Genomic DNA, 20504 nt, shown 5'->3' on the forward strand with positions numbered 1-20504 from the left:
CGTGCAGATCTCCCAGGGTAATTCGCGCGACCTTCCTGCTTATGCCTGTCGGATCTACGTCACAGCGTTGCGTGCAAGTATTGGGCTTTGGCAATTTTGGCTACCTTACCCCGCTGCACCGCCTAATCCGCTTCCTGTTCGTCAGGCCAGCATTTTGCCTCGGGCTTCCTTCAGATTCGCAGTCACCCGCGACACCCTTGCCTCTGGCTAACACTTCCCCTTGCCGGGTGTGTAGAGGACTTTCACCTCCAAGTCACCAGCGTGGCCACCACAGCCAAGCTGGTTGCGCTTCGCGCAACGCGCCATGCCTGGCGCACCAAAAAAAACCCCTGAAATCAGGGGCTCGTTTTTAGCGCGGCGAAGAGACCGTCAACATCTGCCCAGGCTTGAGAGCCTGACCGACACGCGGGTTCCAACGCTTGAGGTGCTGCATTTCAACATTGAAGCGCTTGGCAACCATGTACAAAGAATCGCCTTGCTTGACCTTGTATTGGGTCTGCGGCTTTTCCTTGGCGGCTTTGCTGTTTGTCTTGCTGTTCGCCGCCACGACGGTGTTGACGCGACCGCTGCTGTTGCGCTTGGTGGTGTCCTGCATCACCAGGGTCTGGCCGACCTTGAGGTTCTTGCCGGTCATCTTGTTCCAGCGCTGCAGGTCCTTGACGTCGACCTTGTTGGCCTTGGCGATGGCGGCCAGGTTGTCGCCGCGCTTTACGCGGTAGGCACGTTTGAGGCTGGCAATCTCGGATTCATCAGCCCCTTCGAAGACCGGCTTGAGCGACTTCTTGCTGATCAACTCTTCAGGACGCATGGTCGACAGGCTGGCGGTCAGCAACTGCGCCTTGGACGTTGGCACCAGCAAATGCTGGGGGCCGTCGATGGTGGTGCGCTGTTTGAAGGCCGGGTTGAGCTGGAACAGTTCGTCTTCGTCGATGTTGGCCACCGCGGCAACCTTGGACAGGTCCATGCGCTGGTTGATTTCGACGACCTGGAAGTACGGTTCGTTGGCGATCGGGTTGAGGTTCACGCCATACGCTTCGGGGGCCAGCACGACCTGGGACAAGGCCAGCAACTTCGGCACGTAGGCCTGGGTTTCGGCGGGCAGCGGCAGGTTCCAGTAATCGGTCGGCAGGCCGAGTTTCTCGTTACGCTCGATGGCGCGGCTGACCGTGCCTTCGCCAGCGTTATAGGCCGCCAGGGCCAGCAACCAGTCACCGTTGAACATGTCGTGCAGGCGGGTCAGGTAATCCATGGCCGCAGTAGTCGAAGCGGTGATGTCGCGACGGCCATCATAGAAACGGGTCTGACGCAGGTTGAAGTAACGGCCGGTAGAAGGAATGAATTGCCAAAGACCCACCGCGTTGGCCCGGGAATAGGCCATCGGGTTGTAGGCGCTTTCAATCACTGGCAGCAGCGCCAGTTCAAGCGGCATGTTGCGTTCTTCAAGGCGTTCGACGATGTAGTGAATGTAGAGGCTGCCGCGTTCACCCGCGTTTTCGAGGAAGGACGGGTTGCTGGCGAACCACAGGCGCTGTTGCTCGATGCGCGGGTTGACGCCCAGGTTGTCCTGCAACTGGAAGCCTTGGCGCATGCGCTCCCAGACATCTTGTGGAATTTGCGGAGTCGGTTTTTCGCTGAGCCAGATAGGTTTCTGCTTGGCGCGAGCGGCGATATTCGGAGTGTGTGTCGCTTCGGTCTGCGGCACATGGCTGGAACAGCCCGCCAGAGTGGCGGACACAGCCACCGCTATGGCTTGAGCCAAGCGGGTCAATGCGTCTGATTTGATGGCTTTACGAATAGATGACGACATTGGCTGGAAGTATGTTCCGGGCAAAAATGTCGGGCGATTCTAGAAAGCGCACCCCTTGTGGTCAACCATTCAGAATTTTTGTACCAACGGGCCAGCTACTTAGAACTTATCTTTCCAAGCCCGAAGAGCAGCAAAGACCGCACTCGGAGCCCGGTTTTGGGTTCCATTCCGTTCGTCCACTTTTTCTTTAACGGATGTTTCGTCGACACGTAAAAACGGGTTGGTCAGCTTCTCAAGCGCCAAAGTAGAGGGCAGCGTCATGATTCCGGCTGCACGTTGCGCGGTGACTTTTTCCAGACGTGCGGTGGTGTCCCGGTTGCCCGGTTCGACCGCTGCGGCAAACTTCAGGTTGCTCAGGGTGTATTCGTGGGTGCAGTAAACCAGCGTATCTTCAGGCAGGGCCGCGAGGCGGCTCAGCGAGGTGTGCATCTGCTCAGGCGTGCCTTCGAACAAACGCCCGCAACCGGCGGCAAAGAGGGTGTCGCCGCAGAACAGCAGGCCGTGATGGTAATAGGCGATATGTCCCAGGGTGTGTCCAGGAACGGCGAGGACGTCGAAGTCCCAGCCCAGCACGCTGACGCGGTCTTTGTCCTTGAGCGCCACGTCCCGCGCCGGAATGGTTTCGCTGGCCGGACCGTAGACTTTTGCGTCCGTCGCATTTTTCAGATGATCGACGCCGCCGACATGATCATGATGGTGATGAGTGATCAGGATATCGCTCAATACCCAACCCGGGTGCGCTGCCAGCCAAGCGTGCACGGGCGCAGCATCACCCGGATCGACCACGGCGCAGCGCTGGGTGTTGTGGTCTTGTAACAACCAGATGTAGTTGTCGGTGAAGGCGGGCAGGGCACTGATCTGTATCATCGTCGGATTCGCCAAGCGGAAAACAATGGCGCATCTTAGAACTTCCTGGCGCGTTGGAGAATGCAATGACCGATAAAGCGTTCGCTCAGGCCGATCCTGACTGGCTGGCATTGATCAGCGCAGCCCGTGAATGGCTGTCCGGCCCCATCGGGCAATTTCTGCTGGACGAAGAACGACGCATGCTCGAAGACGAGCTTGGCCGCTTCTTCGGTGGCTACCTGGTGCATTACGGTCCGTCGGCCCAGACGCCACCGTCGGCACCCCAGGTACAGCGCAATGTGCGGCTCGGTGCGCCGTTGCCGGGTGTCGAGATCGTCTGCGAAGAGCAGGCCTGGCCGTTGAGCGAGCATGCCGCTGATGTGGTGGTGATGCAGCACGGCCTCGATTTCTGTCTGTCGCCCCACGGTTTGCTGCGTGAAGCCGCAAGCAGTGTGCGGCCCGGCGGGCATCTGCTGATCATCGGAATCAATCCCTGGAGCAGCTGGGGCTTGCGCCATGTGTTCGCCCACGACGGCTTGCGCAAGGCTCGCTGCATCTCGCCGTCGCGGGTCGGCGACTGGCTCAATCTGCTGGGCTTCGCGCTGGAGAAACGCCGCTTCGGGTGCTATCGTCCGCCGCTTGCGTCACCCGCCTGGCAGGCTCGTCTGGCTGGTTGGGAGCGCAAGGCCGGTGACTGGCAACTGTCGGGTGGCGGCTTTTATTTATTGGTGGCGCGCAAGATCGTGGTGGGCCTGCGGCCAGTGCGCCAGGAACGGCGCGAACCGATGGGCAAGTTGATTCCATTGCCGATGGCCAAGGTCAACCGTCGCAATATCGAACCGTAATACACTTTATTTCCCGGCCGGGTTCGCCCCGGCCTCGGGCATCGTCGGTCACTGATCGGCGAGCCACCGCATTTTCTGGATAGATTGGCATGAGCGATAGCGTAGAACTCTTCACCGACGGCGCCTGCAAAGGCAACCCTGGCCCTGGCGGCTGGGGCGCATTGCTGGTGTGCAAAGGCGTGGAAAAGGAACTGTGGGGCGGCGAAGCCAATACCACCAACAACCGCATGGAGCTGATGGGCGCGATCCGCGGCCTGGAAGAACTCAAGCGTTCCTGCGACGTGCTGCTGGTGACCGACTCCCAGTACGTGATGAAAGGCATCAACGAATGGATGGACAACTGGAAGAAGCGCGGTTGGAAAACGGCGGCGAAGGAGCCGGTCAAAAACGCTGACTTATGGAAATTGCTGGATGAGCAGGTCAATCGCCACAACGTCACCTGGAAGTGGGTGCGCGGGCACATCGGCCACCACGGCAACGAACGGGCTGATCAGTTGGCCAACCGTGGCGTGGATGAAGTGCGCGGGTACAAGCAGGCTTGATTTGGTTCTGCCAGTGCACCGCGTCGCGACCTTCGCGAGCAAGCCCGCTTGTGTCTTACGCAGGATTTAGACTGAGGATGAGAGCGGTGCGGCGTCCGACTTGCCCGCGAAGAAGGCGCCGCGGTGTGACAGAGTGACCGCGTTTTCGTTCTTCGCGAGCAAGCTTCGCTCCTACAGGGCGTCACAGCATCAAGATTGCGGTGGCCAGTTGCTGGTCGGAATGCTGATCATTGACCACCCCGCGAATCCGCAAAAACGCCGCCTCGATTCGCGCCCCTCGAATCTCCCCCTCGCTCGCCACAAACGCCGCCGCATCATCCTTCGCCGCCAGCACAATCTTGTCGTCGCTGAATGACCCGCTGGTGCCTTTGCTCGAGCTCAGCGTCAGGCTCACCGTCACGTCAGTGCTGATCACGAAGCTGGTGGCCTGGGCCCCTGTGCCCAGCAGGCAGGTACTCAATAACAGAAATCGTGCAGTCTTCATGGCGGACTCAATCCCTTTGGAAACAAGCCCCGCACGCTAGCAATCCGTTCTGCTCCAGACTTTATGAACATTGCTAATGATTGTTAAAAGTTGCATGAGCGCCGGTCACCTGGCTGTGCACGCGCCGGATCCCGCGAGCGTGTTAACATCGCCGCTTTTGCACGATTGACCCGTTGAGAGCTGAGCACTGATGGCCACCAGATCCGTTGTACTCGATACCGAAACCACCGGCATGCCGGTGACCGACGGCCACCGGATTATCGAAATCGGTTGTGTCGAGTTGATCGGTCGGCGCCTGACGGGCCGGCATTTCCACGTTTACCTGCAACCGGATCGCGAGAGTGACGAAGGCGCCATCGGCGTCCACGGCATCACCAACGAATTCCTCGTGGGCAAACCGCGTTTCACTGAAGTGGCCGATGAGTTTTTCGAATTCATCAAGGGCGCGCAGCTGATCATCCATAACGCGGCGTTCGACGTTGGCTTCATCAACAACGAATTCGCCCTGATGGGCCAGCACGATCGTGCGGACATCACGCAGCACTGCTCGATCCTCGACACCCTGATGATGGCCCGGGGACGTCACCCTGGGCAGCGCAATAGCCTCGATGCGTTGTGCAAACGTTATGGTGTCGACAACTCTGGCCGTGAACTCCACGGTGCCTTGCTCGACTCCGAGATCCTCGCCGACGTTTACCTGACCATGACCGGCGGCCAGACCAGCCTGTCGCTGGCCGGTAATGCGTCCGACGGCAATGGTTCTGGCGAAGGCGCAGACAACTCCGCCACCGAAATCCGCCGCTTGCCGGCCGATCGCCAGCCGACTCGAATCATCCCCGCCAGCGAAGACGACCTGGCCCGGCACGTGGCGCGCCTGGAAGCCATCGCCAAGTCTGCCGGCGCCCCGTCACTGTGGCAGCAACTGGTCGAGGCCAAGGCGCAGGCGTGAATCAGAGCTAATGTGACACGGCTTTTTTGGCGAGGGAGCTCGTGTGGCGAGGTGGCTTGCCCCCGTTGGGCTGCGAAGCGGCGCCTTGCATTCTTCCAGGCATACTATCTCGGCAGAATTGGCGACTGCTTCGCAGCCGAACGGGGGCAAGCCCCCTCGCCACAGAAGCCACACCTCACCACAGGTCATTTGTTGAGCCAAAAGTGTCCATTTCAGATCGAGTTTGATGGCCACATGATGGTGCGCTCATTGACCCGCTTCGGGGCATCGCGCTCGCCACATGCGCTTGAACCCTCTACCCTGAGGTGATTGGCAGGCCACGGTCTGCAGCCTCAGGACGCTGAGCCTCATGTATAAAGATTTGAAATTCCCGGTTTTGATCGTCCACCGCGACATCAAGGCCGATACTGTCGCCGGCGATCGCGTGCGTGGCATCGCCCGGGAGCTGGAGCAGGAAGGCTTCAGCATCGTTTCGGCGGTGGATTACACCGAAGGGCGGCTGGTCGCTTCGACCCATCACGGCCTTTCCTGCATGCTGATTGCCGCTGAAGACGCCAGCGCCCATTCGCATTTGTTACACAACATGGCTGAGCTGATCGGTCTGGCGCGGGTGCGTGCGCCGGACTTGCCAATCTTCGCGCTGGGCGAACAAGTGACGCTGGAAAACGCCCCGGCCGATGCCATGGCCGAGCTCAATCAGCTGCGCGGCATTCTCTATCTGTTCGAAGACACCGTGCCCTTTCTGGCCCGGCAAGTGGCCCGGGCAGCCCGCAAATACCTTGATGGTTTGCTCCCGCCCTTTTTCAAGGCGCTGGTGCAACACACCGCCGACTCCAACTATTCCTGGCACACGCCCGGTCATGGCGGCGGTGTGGCCTATCACAAGAGCCCGGTTGGGCAGGCCTTTCACCAGTTTTTCGGGGAGAACACCCTGCGTTCGGACCTGTCGGTCTCGGTGCCGGAATTGGGCTCCTTGCTCGATCACACCGGCCCGCTGGCCGAGGCGGAAGCCAGGGCTGCGCGCAATTTCGGCGCCGATCACACCTTTTTCGTAATTAACGGCACTTCGACCGCCAATAAAATCGTCTGGCATTCGATGGTCGCTCGCGATGACCTGGTGCTGGTGGACCGCAACTGCCACAAGTCGGTGCTGCACTCGATCATCATGACCGGCGCGATTCCGCTTTACCTGTGCCCGGAGCGCAATGAACTGGGGATCATTGGTCCGATTCCGCTGAGCGAATTCAGCCGCGAATCGATTCAGGCCAAGATCGACGCCAGCCCGCTGACCCAGGGCCGTGAGCCCAAGGTCAAGTTGGCCGTGGTGACCAATTCGACCTACGACGGCCTGTGCTACAACGCCGAGTTGATCAAGCAGAACCTGGGCAACAGCGTCGAAGTCCTGCATTTCGACGAGGCCTGGTATGCCTACGCGGCGTTTCACGAGTTTTTCGCCGGCCGTTACGGCATGGGCACGTCCCGTACCGAAGACAGTCCGCTGGTGTTCACCACGCATTCCACGCACAAGCTGCTGGCCGCGTTCAGCCAGGCCTCGATGATTCATGTCCAGGACGGCGGCGCGCGGCAACTGGACCGCGACCGCTTCAATGAAGCGTTCATGATGCATATCTCGACGTCGCCGCAGTACAGCATCATTGCGTCGCTGGACGTCGCGTCGGCGATGATGGAAGGCCCGGGCGGGCGTTCGCTGTTGCAGGAAATGTTCGACGAGGCGCTGAGCTTTCGCCGGGCCCTGGCCAATTTGCGTCAGCACATCGCTGCGGATGACTGGTGGTTTTCCATCTGGCAGCCGCCCTCGGTGGAAGGCATCGACCGTGTTGTCACCGAAGACTGGCTGCTGCAACCCGACGCCGACTGGCACGGCTTCGGTGGCGTGACCGACGATTACGTGTTGCTCGACCCGATCAAGGTCACCCTGGTCATGCCCGGCCTGACCGCGGGTGGTGCGCTGAGCGAGCGCGGGATTCCGGCGGCAGTGGTCAGCAAGTTCCTTTGGGAGCGTGGGTTGGTGGTCGAGAAGACTGGCCTGTATTCATTTCTGGTGCTGTTCTCGATGGGCATCACCAAGGGTAAATGGAGCACGCTGCTGACCGAGTTGCTGGAGTTCAAGCGCAGTTACGACGCCAACGTCAGTCTGGCAACGTGCCTGCCGTGCGTGGCGCAACAGAATCTCGCACGTTATCAGGGCATGGGATTGCGGGATTTGTGCGATCAATTGCACGCCTGTTATCGCAGCAATGCCACGGCCAAACACCTCAAGCGCATGTACACCGTGCTGCCGGAAATCGCCATGAAGCCGGCGGACGCCTATGATCATTTGGTGCGTGGTGAAGTAGAGGCGGTGTCGATCGATGCCCTGGAGGGGCGAATTGCCGCGGTGATGCTGGTTCCGTATCCGCCAGGCATCCCGTTGATCATGCCGGGTGAGCGGTTCACCGAGTCAACCCGGTCGATCATCGATTACCTGTCGTTTGCTCGCACGTTCGACAGCAGTTTCCCCGGGTTTGTCGCTGATGTGCACGGACTGCAAAACGAAGACGAGGGCAATGGACGGCTTTACACCGTTGATTGCATCAAGGAATGAGGACCTTTCCGAGTATGCAACCGATCATGAATCCCAAATACCCAGGCCTCTCGGTGCGTGTCGCCGACGAGGGTTTCGCGCCCTATATCTGGGGCAGCGACTTCAGTTTTGAAGTCGCGGCCTATGGCGCAGCCGAAATCGGCAAACCCGTGGAGCAGTGGCTGGTAACGCCGATCACCCCTTATCGAAAGTGCTACGGCATTGATCCCGAAGAGTTCAGCAGTTTCCGCGATGCCGCCGACAGTGCGGTATTCATGGCCTATCTCGATGACGAACCGGTCGGCCATCTGGTGGTCAGCACCAATTGGAACGGCTTTGCCCATATCGACGAGTTGGCCGTGCATGCGCCGGCGCGCCGTCATGGTGCGGCCAAGGCGTTGCTGGATGTGGCGCAGTTCTGGAGTCGCAAGAAGAAACTGCCGGGCATCATGCTCGAAACCCAGAACAACAATCTGGGAGCCTGTCGACTGTATGAGCGCTCTGGTTTCTTGATTGGCGGGATCGATCATCTGCGTTATCGCGGCATCGACCCGAACACCGCCGAAGTGGCGCTGTTCTGGTATCGCTTGTTCGATAATCCGCTGGAAAATCCGCTCAGCTCGACAACATCGCCGCGGCTTGTTCCATGACGATCTCCAGCAGCACCTGAACGGCCGGCATTGGCTCGCCGTTCTTCAGGGTCAGGGCATAGAGGCTGATCGGCACCGCAGGCGCCAACGGGCAAGCATCCAGACCGCTCGACTTGGCACCGAGGGCGGTGAACGGGTCGACGATCGCCAGGCCTTCGCCGGCCTCGACCATGCTGCGCATCATCTGATGAGTCTGCACCCGGGTCTGGATGACCGGTGCAGGGCGCAAGGCATGCAGTTTGTTGTCGAGCGCCGGGCTCAATGGGTCATGACCTTCCAGGCCAACCATCGATTGGCCGGCCAGATCCTGCAACGAAATGTACTTCTGTTTGGGTTGCAGCCAGCCATGGGGCGCCAATAACTGAAGTTTGCCTTGGGCAATCACTTGGCAATGAATGTCGGCGTGGTCGGGATCATGCAGGCTCAGTCCAAGATCGCTTTCACGCAGCAACAGGCTTCTGACGATTTCGCGGGTGGGCTGGCTCAGCAGGGTGCAAGGCGCATCGGGAAGGCGTCGGCGCAGGGCCGCGATGCTGTGGGGCAACAACTGTTGCGCCAACGGCGGGGTGCAGATGATGCGCAGCGGGTGCGCCTGATATTGCTTGAGGCTGCTGGCCAGTCGCTGGACCGGCTCTAGCGCATCGTAGACGTGGGCGATTTCAACCTGTAGCTCCCGCGCCTCGCGTGTTCCCTGCAAACGTCCCCGCACGCTGGAAAACAGCATGAATCCCAACTGATCCTCGGCGTCGCGCAAAATGCCTTCGACCTCGGCCACCGGCAACTGCAGCCATTCGGCGGCGGTGCTCAGGTGACCGGTCTGCAAAAGCGCGTGGATCACTTCGATATGACGTAAACGCATGCGTGAAGTCCATGTTCAGCAGGTGAGGGAGTCAGTGACTGAATCCTAACTCAAGTGCGCGCATATGACTTCTGCTCATAACGCAGGGTTATGAGGCGACGGTGGTTTCCGGCAGGCTGCCGACATAGGTGTCGGGTTCGCGCACGATGGTGACGTCCGATTGCACCAGCAGAAACTGGTTGTCATCGAGCTTTTTGACGCGATCGCCAATGGCCAGTTTGTAGGTGGTCACAGGCACCGAGCCAGTGAGGCCGTCATGCGAGGGGGTGGATTCCTGGAACTCATGCACGGAATAAACGCGGCCTTCCGCGTCTCTTGCATGGAACTGACCGACGAGTACTGCTGCCATCTGCTTAGAACCTCTGGAGATAAATCACTCAATTTGCGGTTCTGTAGACCGTGCTTGGGCGAGGTAAGTTTTCCTACAGGAAAAAAATAGTCAGGGGCGGTGAATTCAGCAGCCCTCTGGGTGATTCGTCATCTATAACTACAAGTCTTTCCATCGAACAGTCGAGAATCTTCCATGAGCAACGTCTACACGATCGCCGTACTGGTCGGCAGCTTGAGAAAGGAATCGATCAACCGCAAGGTGGCGCTGGCCCTGGCCGACCTGGCGCCTGCCAATCTCAAGCTCACTATCGTCGAAGTTGGCGACCTGCCGCTCTATAACGAAGACATCGATGGAACTTCACCGCCGGCAGCCTACAGCACTTTCCGCCAACAAGTGAGTTCATCCGACGCAGTGCTGTTCGTCACCCCTGAATACAACCGCTCGGTGCCGGCACCGCTGAAGAATGCGATCGACGTGGGATCGCGCCCGTATGGCAAGAGCGCCTGGAGCGGCAAACCGGGGGCGGTGATCAGCGTTTCGCCGGGCGCTGTCGGCGGGTTTGGGGCCAACCATCACTTGCGGCAGTCCATGGTGTTTCTGGATGTGCCGTGCATGCAGCAACCGGAAGCCTATCTGAACGGCGCCGGGTCGGCGTTTGATGAGGCGGGCAAGTTGTCCGAATCGGTGAGGCCGTTCTTGCAGAAATTTATCGATGCTTATGGGAAGTGGGTCGAGCAACACAAAAAAGAGTGACTGGAAATCCCCTGTAGCAGCTGCTTTGTGGCGAGGGGATTTATCCCCGTTCGGCTGCGAAGCAGTCGTGAAATCAAGCAACGCGGTGCATCAGACAGACCGTTCGTTCAGGTTTTACGACTGCTGCGCAGCCGAACGGGGATAAATCCCCTCGCCACAGCGCGCTGCTCGGCAGCTGCTACAGAAGCGGGGCAATCCAGTCTTTGCTTTACTGCATATTCGAAATTCCATATATTCACGCCTTGTTTGTCCAGAGGCGTGTCCCCTCATGTCCAGCTCTCGCAGTCCCGTCGATATTTTCAAGGCCCTGGCCGATGACACCCGCAGTCGTATCGCACTGTTGATCGCCCGCGAAGGCGAGTTGTGCGTGTGTGAATTAACGGCCGGGCTGGAGCTTAGCCAGCCGAAGATCTCCCGTCATCTGGCGCAGTTGCGCAGCAATGGTCTGCTGGCAGACCGGCGTCAGGGTCAGTGGGTTTTTTATCGCCTGCACCCGCAATTGTCGCCTTGGGTCATCACGCTGTTGCAGGGCGCACTGGCCAATCACGGTGAGTGGCTGGCCGCTGATGTCGACCGTTTGCAGGCAATGGCTGATCGCCCGGTACGCTGCTGCTAATCCCCCGATTTTTCTTTGAAGGCTGCTCCGCATGCTCATCGCGTCGCTGATTTTTCTTTTGACCATCACTTTGGTGATCTGGCAACCCAAAGGCCTGGGTGTTGGCTGGAGTGCGGTATTCGGCGCAGTGCTGGCGCTGATTTTCGGGGTGGTGCACCTGGGTGACATCCCGATTGTGTGGCAGATTATCTGGAATGCTACCGGTACCTTCGTGGCGCTGATCATCATCAGCCTGCTGCTGGACGAGGCGGGGTTCTTTGCCTGGGCTGCCTTGCACGTGGCCCGTTGGGGGCGGGGCAGCGGACGAAAACTTTTCGCTTATATGGTGCTGCTCGGCGCGCTGGTGTCAGCATTGTTTGCCAATGACGGCGCGGCACTGATTCTGACGCCGATTGTGATTTCCATGCTGCTGGCGTTGCGCTTTTCCCCGGCCGCCACCCTGGCGTTCGTGATGGGCGCCGGTTTCATCGCGGACACCGCGAGCCTGCCGCTGGTGGTGTCGAACCTGGTGAACATCGTTTCGGCGGACTTCTTCAATATCACCTTCAATCGTTATGCGGCGGTGATGATTCCGGTCAACTTCGTCAGTGTTGCCGCCACGCTGGCGATGCTGATGTGGTTTTTCCGTCGTGACATTCCTAAGGATTACGACCCCGAACAACTGGAACTTCCGTCGACCGCGATCCATGACAAGACCACGTTTTATGCCGGTTGGGTGGTGCTGGTGATTCTTCTGCTCGGCTGCTTTGCCCTTGAACCGCTGGGCATTCCGATCAGCGCCATTTCGGCCGTGTGCGCGGCGTTGCTGCTGGCCATCGCCGCCCGTGGCCACAAGATTTCCACGCGCAAGGTGATTAAAGAAGCACCGTGGCAGATCGTGATTTTCTCGCTGGGCATGTATCTGGTGGTGTATGGCCTGCGCAATGCCGGGCTTACCGGGTATCTGGCCGGGTGGCTGGACGGGTTTGCGAATTACGGCGTTTGGGGCGCGGCCATGGGCACGGGCGTGCTGACGGCGTTGTTGTCGTCGATGATGAACAACATGCCGACAGTGTTGATTGGCTTGCTGTCGATCGATGCAAGCCAGGCCACAGGGGCAGTGAAGGAGGCGATGATTTATGCCAACGTTATTGGCAGCGATCTGGGGCCGAAGATTACCCCGATTGGTAGCCTGGCGACGTTGCTGTGGTTGCATGTGCTGCAGCGTAAGAATATTCAGATTGGCTGGGGGTATTACTTCAAGGTCGGGGTTGTGTTGACGGTGCCGGTTTTGTTGGTGACGTTGGCGGCTTTGGCTTTGCGGTTATCCATATAGACCTTGTCGCCCCTTTCGCGGGCAAGCCTCGCTCCTACAGGGTATGGGTGCTTTTGTAGGCGCGAGACTTGCCCGCGAAGGGGTCAGACCAGACACTACAATTCTCAGCCACTACCCGGCACATTCGGCCAAAGATCCGCCACCAGAAACAAGCGCTCAGCTTCCTCCCAATCACCGTCGGCATTCTCGATCAGCCGCACCATCAGTTGCGCCGGGGCCAAAGGCTCCAGATCGCTGAGCCACGCATTCAACTGCTCGGTATTCCAGGTCTGTTCCACAGAATAATGCGCCGGCGCCAGCCAGGCATGGCGGGGCAGGGGTTGCCAGCGGCCGAACGGGCGCTGCACGACAAAATCCGCCCAGTCCTTCTGATGCAGCCAGCTGCCGCGCAAATGCTGCGGATGCGCGCCGCTGGGGGGGGCGGCTTGTCCTGGCCACGGATACAACAGATAGCCGCCCAGCCACAGATGCGCGCTGAACTGCTGGATATCCAGCGCCGCCAGCACCTCGCGGCTCTCGGGTCGGGCGGAAATCGGTAATTGATGCTGCGACAGGTGCGCCAGCTTGCGGTCCAGCCGATCGTGGCAGCCCGGCCCGAGCCATTGCGCCGTGTCGTGTCCGTCACCCTTCTGCGGGCCCAGATAAAGTTTGATTGCCAGTTCCAGGTGATGCACGCCATCGCGGTCGCGCAACAGCATGTCCAGCTCACCCAGCGTGTGGCCTTCGCGGCGGATCGGCATGTTGGCGGCAATCAACTCGATGCCCGGGGCATGGCGCACGGCGTATTGCCACAGGCGTTCGTAATACAGACCCAGTCGCCGGGTCCTGGCCTGTGCCAGCCAGTGCAGCAAGTCATAACTGTCACGATCGAGTTGCCTCAGCCAATGTTCCAGCCGCTCCGGTGCTTGCACCCAGTCGCTGCCGGCCAGCGGATGGCGTTGCGGCCACGGGGTGATGTCGAGCATCGGCGGCGCGAGGATGACCCACGCCAGGTCGCGCACTTCGGGGTGGCGCAACCGGTGGGGTAACTGGAGCAAATCGGGAAATAGGATCATCTTGCGAGCATAGCCCTAAACATGAGTACACCCTTGTGGCTGAAAGGATTTTGTCTATCCCGCGCTTTCGACCATAATCGTGTTTTTCACCGTCGCGCAGGAACCTCATGGAGCAATTTCGTAATATCGGCATCATCGGTCGCCTGGGCAGTTCGCAGGTGCTGGATACCGTCCGCCGACTGAAACGGTTTCTGCTCGATCGTCACCTGCACGTGATCCTCGAAGACACCATCGCCGAAGTCCTGCCGGGTCATGGCCTGCAAACCTCGTCACGCAAGATGCTCGGCGAAGTATGTGACATGGTGATTGTGGTCGGCGGTGACGGCAGCCTGCTCGGCGCCGCGCGTGCCTTGGCCCGACACAATATCCCGGTGCTCGGCATCAACCGGGGCAGCCTCGGTTTCCTGACCGATATTCGCCCTGATGAACTGGAAGTCAAAGTCGCCGAAGTGCTCGACGGCCACTATCTGGTGGAAAACCGCTTCCTGCTGCAAGCCGAAGTGCGGCGCCACGCCGAAGCCATCGGCCAGGGCGACGCGCTGAACGACGTGGTGCTGCACCCCGGCAAATCGACGCGGATGATCGAGTTCGAGCTGTACATCGACGGCCAGTTCGTCTGCAGCCAGAAGGCCGACGGCCTGATCGTCGCCACGCCCACCGGTTCGACCGCCTATGCGCTGTCGGCGGGCGGGCCGATCATGCATCCAAAGCTCGACGCTATTGTGATTGTGCCGATGTACCCCCATACCTTGTCGGGCAGGCCGATTGTGGTCGATGGCAACAGTGAGCTGAAAATCGTCGTGTCCAAAGATATGCAGATTTACCCGCAAGTCTCCTGTGACGGGCAGAACCATTTCACCTGCGCGCCGGGCGACACCATCACCATCAGCAAAAAAGCCCAGAAGCTGCGGCTGATTCACCCGCTCGACCACAACTACTATGAGGTCTGCCGGACCAAGCTTGGCTGGGGCAGCCGGTTGGGTGGTGGAGGCGACTGATGCTCGATCCCGCGCGTAGCTACGACCTGATCGGTGACGTGCACGGTTGCGCTCTGACCCTTGAGCACTTGCTCGACCGGCTCGGTTATCACAAACAAGGTGGCGTCTGGCGGCACCCGTCGCGCATGGCGGTGTTCGTCGGTGACATCATCGACCGCGGCCCGCGGATTCGCGAGGCGCTGCACATCGTCCACGACATGGTCGAGGCCGGTCAGGCGTTGTGCATCATGGGCAACCATGAATTCAACGCCCTCGGCTGGGCTACACCGGCGCCGCCGGGCAGTGGCAAGCAGTTCGTGCGCGAACACACGCCACGCCATGCGCGCCTGCTTGGTGAAACCCTGACTCAATTTGAAGATCATCCGGGCGACTGGCATGACTTCCAGCAATGGTTCTACGAATTGCCATTGTTCGTGGATGCCGGACGTTTCCGCGTGGTGCATGCCTGCTGGGATTCCGGCCTGATCGAGCCGTTGCGTGCGCTGTTCCCCAACGGTTGCGTCGACGAACATTTCCTCCAGGCCTCCGCTGTGCCGGGCAGTTTCGCCTGCACCGTGTTCGATCGCTTGCTGCGCGGCACCGACATGCGTTTGCCGCACGGCTTGACCATGACCAGCGGCGATGGCCTGACGCGTTCATTCTTCCGCACCAAATTCTGGGAAGACGACCCGCAAACCTACGGAGACATTGTGTTCCAGCCTGACGCCTTGCCCGAACCCGTGGCCCAGACGCCACTGTCGTCCACCGAAAAAAACACTTTGCTGCGTTACGGCGTCGATGAACCGCTATTGTTCGTCGGCCATTACTGGCGCAGCGGCAAACCGGCACCGATCCGTCCAAACCTGGCCTGCCTGGATTACAGCGCGGTGCTCTACGGCAAACTGGTCGCCTATCGCCTGGATCAGGAAACCCGTCTCGACCCGCACAAATTTGTCTGGGTCGATGTCGAGCGGCCGGAGATGCTGCAATGAGTACCGTTGCCGTTTTACGTCTGCCGCTGGCGGTGGATCTGAGTGGGTTCGTCAAACTGCTGCAACGCATGCAAGTGCCGCATCGGGTCAGCGAAGAGTCGGGCGAACAGGTGCTGTGGGTGCCGGCCAGTATCAGCGAAGACGTCCGCTCTTTATATGAACGTTTTCCGGCGGGCGACCCTGATCAGCAGCTGGACATTCCGGTCGCGCAAACCACCAAACGTCCCGGTTTCGTCGAGCAGCTGCGTCATGCCAAGGCGACCGGGTTGGTGTTGCTGCTGAGCCTGATTGTCGGTGCGGTGACGCTGCTGGGCGAAAACCTCGACACGATGCGCTGGCTGACCTTTCTCGATTTCCGCATCGTCGGCGAGTACATCCATTTTGTGCCTTTGGCTGACAGCCTGGCGGCGGGGCAGTGGTGGCGTCTGGTGACGCCGATGCTGATCCATTTCGGCATCCTGCACCTGGCCATGAACGGCATGTGGTTCTGGGAGCTGGGGCGGCGCATCGAGTCGCGCCAAGGCAGCATCAACCTGATCGGCCTGACCTTGCTCTTCAGCCTGGTCTCGAACTACGCCCAGTTTGTTTTCAGCGGCCCGACCTTGTTTGGCGGGTTGTCCGGTGTGCTGTACGGCTTGCTCGGGCATTGCTGGATTTTCCAGTTGTTGTCGCCGAACCCGGCTTATCGCCTGCCGCGCGGCGTGCTGGTGATGATGCTGGTGTGGCTGGTGTTGTGCCTGTCGGGGCTGGTCTCGATGATCGGTTTCGGTGAAATAGCCAACGCAGCCCACGTCAGCGGGTTGCTCGTCGGATGCTTGACCGGTTTGTTGGGTGGTTTGTACAACCGCCGTAAACTGGCCGTCTAAATCAGTTATGTATTAAAGAGCGGAGCCCTTGATGTCCTCTTTTAACGAAATGATTCAAAACATCACCCCCGATATCTACCAGAGCCTGAAACTGGCGGTGGAAATCGGCAAATGGTCCGACGGAGGCAAACTCACCGCCGAGCAACGCGAACTGTCGTTGCAAGCGATGATCGCCTGGGAAATCCAGAACCTGCCCGAGGAAGAACGTACTGGCTACATGGGCCCGCAGGAATGCAGTTCGAAGTCGATCAGCGTACCGAACATCCTGTTCAAATCGGATGCCGTCCATTGATTGAGATTGGCCGCGGTGCAATCAGCAAAATGTCGGCGCGCCTTGACGGGCCGAACGTGCAGTACGCGTTTCGTCTGGACGACGTCGAGGTGCCGGTCAATCCATTGATCGGCTCCACGGTGCGTTTGGAATACTTGGGGGCAATCCATTGCTCCCATTGCGGGCGCAAGACCAAAACCAGTTTCAGCCAGGGGTATTGCTACCCGTGCATGACCAAACTGGCGCAGTGCGATCTCTGCATCATGAGCCCGGAGCGTTGCCACTACGACGCTGGCACCTGCCGTGAGCCGGAGTGGGGCGAGAAGTTCTGCATGACCGATCACATTGTGTATCTGTCGAACTCATCCGGGGTGAAGGTCGGGATTACCCGCGCCACCCAGCTGCCGACTCGCTGGATCGACCAGGGCGCCCGTCAGGCGTTGCCGATCATGCGCGTCTCGACCCGCCAACAGTCGGGGTTTGTCGAAGACCTGTTCCGCAGTCAGGTGGCAGACAAGACCAATTGGCGTGCTTTACTCAAGGGCGACGCCGTGTCGGTGAACTTGGCCGAGGTTCGCGATCAGCTATTTGATAGTTGCGCCGAAGGTTTGCAAGGTTTGCAGGAACGATTTGGCCTACAAGCGATCCAGACCATTGCCGACGTAGAAACCCTCGAAATCCGCTATCCGGTCGAGCAATACCCGGCCAAAATCGTCAGCTTCAACCTGGACAAGAATCCGATTGCCGAAGGCACGCTGTTGGGGATCAAGGGCCAATACCTGATATTCGACACCGGCGTGATCAATATTCGTAAATACACGGCTTATCAGCTCGCCGTGCATCAGTAAGGACTCCAGCATGCGCACCGAACAACCGAAGATGATTTACCTGAAGGACTATCAGGCGCCCGAGTACCTGATCGACGAGACGCACCTGACCTTCGAGTTGTTCGAGGACCACAGCCTGGTCCATGCGCAACTGGTGATGCGCCGCAATCCTGAGCGTGGTCTGGGCCTGCCGCCGCTGGTGCTGGATGGCCAGCAACTCGAACTGCTGTCGGTCACCCTGGCCGACAACGAGTTGAGCGACGCTGATTATCAACTGACTGAAAGCCATCTGACCCTGCACCCGACCAGCACCACGTTCACGGTCGATACCAGCGTCAAGATCCACCCGGAAACCAACACCGCCCTGGAAGGTTTGTACAAATCCGGCACGATGTTCTGCACCCAGTGCGAGGCCGAAGGCTTCCGCAAGATCACCTATTACCTCGACCGCCCGGACGTGATGAGCACCTTCACCACCACGGTGGTCGCCGAGCAGCACAGCTATCCGGTGTTGCTGTCCAACGGTAACCCGATTGCCTCAGGTCCCGGCGAAGAGGGCCGGCACTGGGCGACCTGGGAAGACCCGTTCAAGAAACCTGCCTACCTGTTCGCGCTGGTGGCCGGTGACTTGTGGTGCGTCGAAGACACCTTCACCACCATGAGCGAGCGCTCCGTCGCGCTGCGCATTTATGTCGAGCCGGAAAACATCGACAAGTGCCAGCACGCGATGAACAGCCTGAAGAAGTCTATGCGCTGGGACGAAGAGGTCTACGGTCGCGAGTACGATCTGGACATCTTCATGATTGTCGCGGTTAACGACTTCAATATGGGCGCCATGGAGAACAAGGGCCTCAACATCTTCAACTCCAGCGCCGTGCTGGCCCGCGCCGAAACCGCGACCGACGCCGCGCACCAGCGTGTCGAAGCGATCGTCGCTCACGAGTACTTCCACAACTGGTCGGGCAACCGCGTGACCTGCCGCGACTGGTTCCAGTTGTCGCTCAAGGAAGGCTTCACCGTGTTCCGCGATTCGGGCTTCTCCGCCGACATGAACTCGGCGACCGTGAAGCGTATCCAGGACGTGGCGTACCTGCGCACCCATCAGTTCGCCGAAGACGCAGGTCCCATGGCTCACGCCGTGCGCCCGGACAGCTTCATCGAGATTTCCAACTTTTATACCCTGACCGTGTACGAAAAGGGTTCGGAAGTGGTCGGCATGATCCACACCTTGCTCGGCGCCGAAGGCTTCCGCAAAGGCAGCGACCTGTACTTCGAACGCCATGACGGCCAGGCCGTGACGTGCGATGACTTCATCAAAGCCATGGAAGACGCCAACGGTGTCGACCTGACCCAGTTCAAACGCTGGTACAGCCAGGCCGGCACGCCGCGTCTGGCGGTGAGCGAGTCTTACGATGCGGCGGCGAAAACCTACAGCCTGACCTTCCGCCAGAGCTGCCCGGCGACCCCGGACAAGGTTGAAAAACTGCCGTTCGTGATTCCTGTGGAATTGGGCCTGCTGGACCCGAAAGGGGCGGCCCTTGCGTTGCGTCTTTCCGGTGAAGCCAGTGCCCAAGGCACTTCGCGGGTCATTTCGGTGACCGAAGCCGAGCAGACCTTCACCTTCGTCGACATCGCCGAACAGCCGCTGCCTTCGTTGCTGCGCGGTTTCTCGGCACCGGTGAAACTGAGCTTCCCGTACAACCGCGATCAACTGATGTTCCTGATGCAGCACGACAGCGACGGTTTCAACCGCTGGGATGCCGGTCAGCAATTGTCAGTTCAGGTGCTGCAAGAGCTGATCGCTCAGCAGCAGAAGGGCGAGAAACTGGTGCTGGATCAGCGCCTGATTTCTGCCTTGCGTACCGTGCTGTCCGACGAGACGCTGGACCAGGCGATGGTTGCGGAAATGCTTTCGCTGCCAGGCGAGGCGTACCTGACTGAAATCAGCGAAGTGGCTGACGTCGATGCCATCCATAGCGCTCGCGAGTTTGCCCGCAAGCAATTGGCTGAAGGTTTGTTCGAAGCGCTGTGGCTGCGTTATCAGGCCAACCGCGACCTGTCGAAGAAAACCCCGTATGTGGCCGAGGCGGAGCATTTTGCGCGTCGCGCGTTGCAGAACATTGCGCTGTCGTACCTGATGCTCAGCGGCAAGCCGGAAGTGTTGGCGGCAATGCTTGAACAATTCGAGACCAGCGACAACATGACCGAACGCCTGACGGCGTTGGCGGTGTTGGTCAACTCGCCCTATGAAGAAGACAAAGCACGGGCGCTGGCGAGTTTTGCCGAGCACTTCAAGGACAATCCGCTGGTCATGGATCAGTGGTTCAGTGTCCAGGCGGGCAGCACGTTGCCGGGTGGTCTGGAGCGTGTTCGTCAGTTGATGGAGCATCCGGCGTTCAACATCAAGAACCCGAACAAGGTGCGGGCACTGGTCGGTGCGTTTGCCGGGCAGAACCTGATCAACTTCCATGCGGCTGATGGGTCCGGGTATCGGTTCCTGGCGGATCTGGTGATCGAGTTGAACGGGTTTAACCCGCAGATCGCTTCTCGCCAACTGGCACCGCTGACTCGCTGGCGCAAATACGACGACGCTCGTCAGGCTTTGATGAAAGGTGAGCTGGAGCGGATTCGTGCTTCGGGTCAGTTGTCCAGTGATGTGTTCGAGGTGGTCAGCAAAAGCCTGGCTTGATCCCTGTTCCGCGGAGTACCTGATCGTTCCCACGCTCTGCGCGCAGAGCGTGGGAACGATCTTCACGATCTTGCTAAACATCACCCCTCAGAATACCTCCCCATTCACTCACGCCCGTTATGCCCCCCAGTTAACAAAACATAACGTGGCGTCGATTGTCAGACCTTTCCAAACCCCGATAGGATAAGCCAGCTTCCGAAGGGGCTCTAGATTGCGCATTTCAGGACTATGCTCCAGAACAGGCAA

Annotated in this window: 20 protein-coding genes; 14 read left to right on the forward strand and 6 right to left on the reverse strand. The window is 59.5% G+C overall.

The genetic code is table 11. The annotated features are described in order from the left end of the window. Positions 1-349: 349 nt before the first annotated feature. The gene (locus tag ACYZTM_RS28480; RefSeq protein WP_131062913.1) at positions 350-1807 is read right to left on the reverse strand and encodes a transglycosylase SLT domain-containing protein; all 1458 of its coding nucleotides are present in this window, start codon (positions 1805-1807) and stop codon (positions 350-352) included. Positions 1808-1906: 99 nt separating this feature from the next. Then, a complete protein-coding gene (gene gloB / locus ACYZTM_RS28485) occupies positions 1907-2674 on the reverse strand; it encodes a hydroxyacylglutathione hydrolase (protein WP_131062912.1) in 768 nt (255 codons plus the stop codon). Positions 2675-2739: 65 nt separating this feature from the next. On the opposite strand from gloB, the gene ACYZTM_RS28490 reads away from it, so the two are divergent. Next, positions 2740-3498 carry a class I SAM-dependent methyltransferase gene (locus tag ACYZTM_RS28490; protein ID WP_131062911.1) on the forward strand — a complete coding sequence of 253 codons (759 nt, stop codon included), beginning with the start codon at positions 2740-2742 and terminating at the stop codon, positions 3496-3498. Between the two features lie 89 nt (positions 3499-3587). Next, entirely contained in the window at positions 3588-4040 is a 453-nt protein-coding gene (gene rnhA / locus ACYZTM_RS28495) for a ribonuclease HI (RefSeq protein ID WP_008028618.1), read from the forward strand. 181 nt (positions 4041-4221) lie between these two features. Here rnhA and ACYZTM_RS28500 read toward each other — a convergent pair whose 3' ends face one another. Next, positions 4222-4524 carry a DUF2388 domain-containing protein gene (locus tag ACYZTM_RS28500; RefSeq protein ID WP_131062910.1) on the reverse strand — a complete coding sequence of 101 codons (303 nt, stop codon included), beginning with the start codon at positions 4522-4524 and terminating at the stop codon, positions 4222-4224. Between the two features lie 190 nt (positions 4525-4714). On the opposite strand from ACYZTM_RS28500, the gene dnaQ reads away from it, so the two are divergent. The 3 genes from dnaQ (at position 4715) to ACYZTM_RS28515 (ending at position 8707) form a co-directional block, all read left to right on the forward strand. Beyond that, positions 4715-5473 carry a DNA polymerase III subunit epsilon gene (dnaQ, locus tag ACYZTM_RS28505; RefSeq protein ID WP_131062909.1) on the forward strand — a complete coding sequence of 253 codons (759 nt, stop codon included), beginning with the start codon at positions 4715-4717 and terminating at the stop codon, positions 5471-5473. A gap of 349 nt (positions 5474-5822) precedes the next feature. Continuing rightward, positions 5823-8078, forward strand: a complete 2256-nt coding sequence (locus tag ACYZTM_RS28510) for an Orn/Lys/Arg family decarboxylase (protein ID WP_461985949.1) — start codon at positions 5823-5825, stop codon at positions 8076-8078. Between the two features lie 14 nt (positions 8079-8092). Next, positions 8093-8707, forward strand: coding sequence for a GNAT family N-acetyltransferase (locus tag ACYZTM_RS28515; protein WP_461985951.1), 615 nt, complete (start codon positions 8093-8095; stop codon positions 8705-8707). Here the strand turns inward: ACYZTM_RS28515 and ACYZTM_RS28520 are convergent. Further along, the gene (locus ACYZTM_RS28520) at positions 8673-9566 is read right to left on the reverse strand and encodes a LysR substrate-binding domain-containing protein (RefSeq protein WP_461985953.1); all 894 of its coding nucleotides are present in this window, start codon (positions 9564-9566) and stop codon (positions 8673-8675) included. The genes ACYZTM_RS28515 and ACYZTM_RS28520 overlap by 35 nt on opposite strands. 88 nt (positions 9567-9654) lie before the next feature. Beyond that, on the reverse strand, positions 9655-9915 hold the full coding sequence (locus ACYZTM_RS28525; protein WP_131062905.1) for a hypothetical protein: 261 nt from the start codon (positions 9913-9915) through the stop codon (positions 9655-9657). Positions 9916-10089: 174 nt separating this feature from the next. On the opposite strand from ACYZTM_RS28525, the gene ACYZTM_RS28530 reads away from it, so the two are divergent. The 3 genes from ACYZTM_RS28530 (at position 10090) to ACYZTM_RS28540 (ending at position 12581) form a co-directional block, all read left to right on the forward strand. Beyond that, complete coding sequence (locus ACYZTM_RS28530) at positions 10090-10650, forward strand: NADPH-dependent FMN reductase (protein WP_131062904.1); 561 nt, start codon at positions 10090-10092, stop codon at positions 10648-10650. Positions 10651-10918: 268 nt separating this feature from the next. Then, positions 10919-11266 (forward strand): metalloregulator ArsR/SmtB family transcription factor, encoded by a 348-nt coding sequence (locus ACYZTM_RS28535; protein WP_461985956.1) that lies wholly within the window; start codon positions 10919-10921, stop codon positions 11264-11266. Between the two features lie 31 nt (positions 11267-11297). Further along, positions 11298-12581 carry an arsenic transporter gene (locus ACYZTM_RS28540; RefSeq protein ID WP_461985958.1) on the forward strand — a complete coding sequence of 428 codons (1284 nt, stop codon included), beginning with the start codon at positions 11298-11300 and terminating at the stop codon, positions 12579-12581. A 104-nt stretch (positions 12582-12685) separates the two neighbouring features. Here the strand turns inward: ACYZTM_RS28540 and ACYZTM_RS28545 are convergent, their stop codons facing one another. Beyond that, the gene (locus ACYZTM_RS28545; protein ID WP_131062052.1) at positions 12686-13636 is read right to left on the reverse strand and encodes a DUF1853 family protein; all 951 of its coding nucleotides are present in this window, start codon (positions 13634-13636) and stop codon (positions 12686-12688) included. Positions 13637-13743: 107 nt separating this feature from the next. On the opposite strand from ACYZTM_RS28545, the gene ACYZTM_RS28550 reads away from it, so the two are divergent. From ACYZTM_RS28550 to pepN, 6 genes are read left to right on the forward strand one after another with little or no spacing between them, the layout of a single operon-like run. Further along, positions 13744-14634, forward strand: coding sequence for an NAD(+) kinase (locus ACYZTM_RS28550; RefSeq protein ID WP_010459816.1), 891 nt, complete (start codon positions 13744-13746; stop codon positions 14632-14634). Then, entirely contained in the window at positions 14631-15605 is a 975-nt protein-coding gene (locus ACYZTM_RS28555) for a metallophosphoesterase (protein ID WP_371928431.1), read from the forward strand. The genes ACYZTM_RS28550 and ACYZTM_RS28555 overlap by 4 nt, the downstream gene beginning before the upstream one ends. Next, entirely contained in the window at positions 15602-16471 is an 870-nt protein-coding gene (locus ACYZTM_RS28560; RefSeq protein WP_461985961.1) for a rhomboid family intramembrane serine protease, read from the forward strand. The genes ACYZTM_RS28555 and ACYZTM_RS28560 overlap by 4 nt, the downstream gene beginning before the upstream one ends. Before the next feature lie 31 nt (positions 16472-16502). Continuing rightward, the gene (locus ACYZTM_RS28565) at positions 16503-16763 is read left to right on the forward strand and encodes a YeaC family protein (RefSeq protein ID WP_090183249.1); all 261 of its coding nucleotides are present in this window, start codon (positions 16503-16505) and stop codon (positions 16761-16763) included. Next, the gene (locus ACYZTM_RS28570) at positions 16760-17590 is read left to right on the forward strand and encodes a DUF2797 domain-containing protein (protein WP_461985963.1); all 831 of its coding nucleotides are present in this window, start codon (positions 16760-16762) and stop codon (positions 17588-17590) included. The genes ACYZTM_RS28565 and ACYZTM_RS28570 overlap by 4 nt, the downstream gene beginning before the upstream one ends. Positions 17591-17600: 10 nt before the next feature. Next, positions 17601-20258 carry an aminopeptidase N gene (pepN, locus tag ACYZTM_RS28575; protein WP_461985965.1) on the forward strand — a complete coding sequence of 886 codons (2658 nt, stop codon included), beginning with the start codon at positions 17601-17603 and terminating at the stop codon, positions 20256-20258. Positions 20259-20504 lie beyond the last annotated feature (246 nt).

This window comes from Pseudomonas sp. MDT2-39-1, from assembly GCF_054898085.1.

Bases quoted from the DNA above. Each gene is read 5' to 3' on its own strand.
- ACYZTM_RS28480 (WP_131062913.1), bottom strand. From the start codon at position 1,807: ATGTCGTCATCTATTCGTAAAGCCATCAAATCAGACGCATTGACCCGC.
- gloB (WP_131062912.1), bottom strand. From the start codon at position 2,674: ATGATACAGATCAGTGCCCTGCCCGCCTTCACCGACAACTACATCTGG.
- ACYZTM_RS28490 (WP_131062911.1), top strand. From the start codon at position 2,740: ATGACCGATAAAGCGTTCGCTCAGGCCGATCCTGACTGGCTGGCATTG.
- rnhA (WP_008028618.1), top strand. From the start codon at position 3,588: ATGAGCGATAGCGTAGAACTCTTCACCGACGGCGCCTGCAAAGGCAAC.
- ACYZTM_RS28500 (WP_131062910.1), bottom strand. From the start codon at position 4,524: ATGAAGACTGCACGATTTCTGTTATTGAGTACCTGCCTGCTGGGCACA.
- dnaQ (WP_131062909.1), top strand. From the start codon at position 4,715: ATGGCCACCAGATCCGTTGTACTCGATACCGAAACCACCGGCATGCCG.
- ACYZTM_RS28510 (WP_461985949.1), top strand. From the start codon at position 5,823: ATGTATAAAGATTTGAAATTCCCGGTTTTGATCGTCCACCGCGACATC.
- ACYZTM_RS28515 (WP_461985951.1), top strand. From the start codon at position 8,093: ATGCAACCGATCATGAATCCCAAATACCCAGGCCTCTCGGTGCGTGTC.
- ACYZTM_RS28520 (WP_461985953.1), bottom strand. From the start codon at position 9,566: ATGCGTTTACGTCATATCGAAGTGATCCACGCGCTTTTGCAGACCGGT.
- ACYZTM_RS28525 (WP_131062905.1), bottom strand. From the start codon at position 9,915: ATGGCAGCAGTACTCGTCGGTCAGTTCCATGCAAGAGACGCGGAAGGC.
- ACYZTM_RS28530 (WP_131062904.1), top strand. From the start codon at position 10,090: ATGAGCAACGTCTACACGATCGCCGTACTGGTCGGCAGCTTGAGAAAG.
- ACYZTM_RS28535 (WP_461985956.1), top strand. From the start codon at position 10,919: ATGTCCAGCTCTCGCAGTCCCGTCGATATTTTCAAGGCCCTGGCCGAT.
- ACYZTM_RS28540 (WP_461985958.1), top strand. From the start codon at position 11,298: ATGCTCATCGCGTCGCTGATTTTTCTTTTGACCATCACTTTGGTGATC.
- ACYZTM_RS28545 (WP_131062052.1), bottom strand. From the start codon at position 13,636: ATGATCCTATTTCCCGATTTGCTCCAGTTACCCCACCGGTTGCGCCAC.
- ACYZTM_RS28550 (WP_010459816.1), top strand. From the start codon at position 13,744: ATGGAGCAATTTCGTAATATCGGCATCATCGGTCGCCTGGGCAGTTCG.
- ACYZTM_RS28560 (WP_461985961.1), top strand. From the start codon at position 15,602: ATGAGTACCGTTGCCGTTTTACGTCTGCCGCTGGCGGTGGATCTGAGT.
- ACYZTM_RS28565 (WP_090183249.1), top strand. From the start codon at position 16,503: ATGTCCTCTTTTAACGAAATGATTCAAAACATCACCCCCGATATCTAC.
- pepN (WP_461985965.1), top strand. From the start codon at position 17,601: ATGCGCACCGAACAACCGAAGATGATTTACCTGAAGGACTATCAGGCG.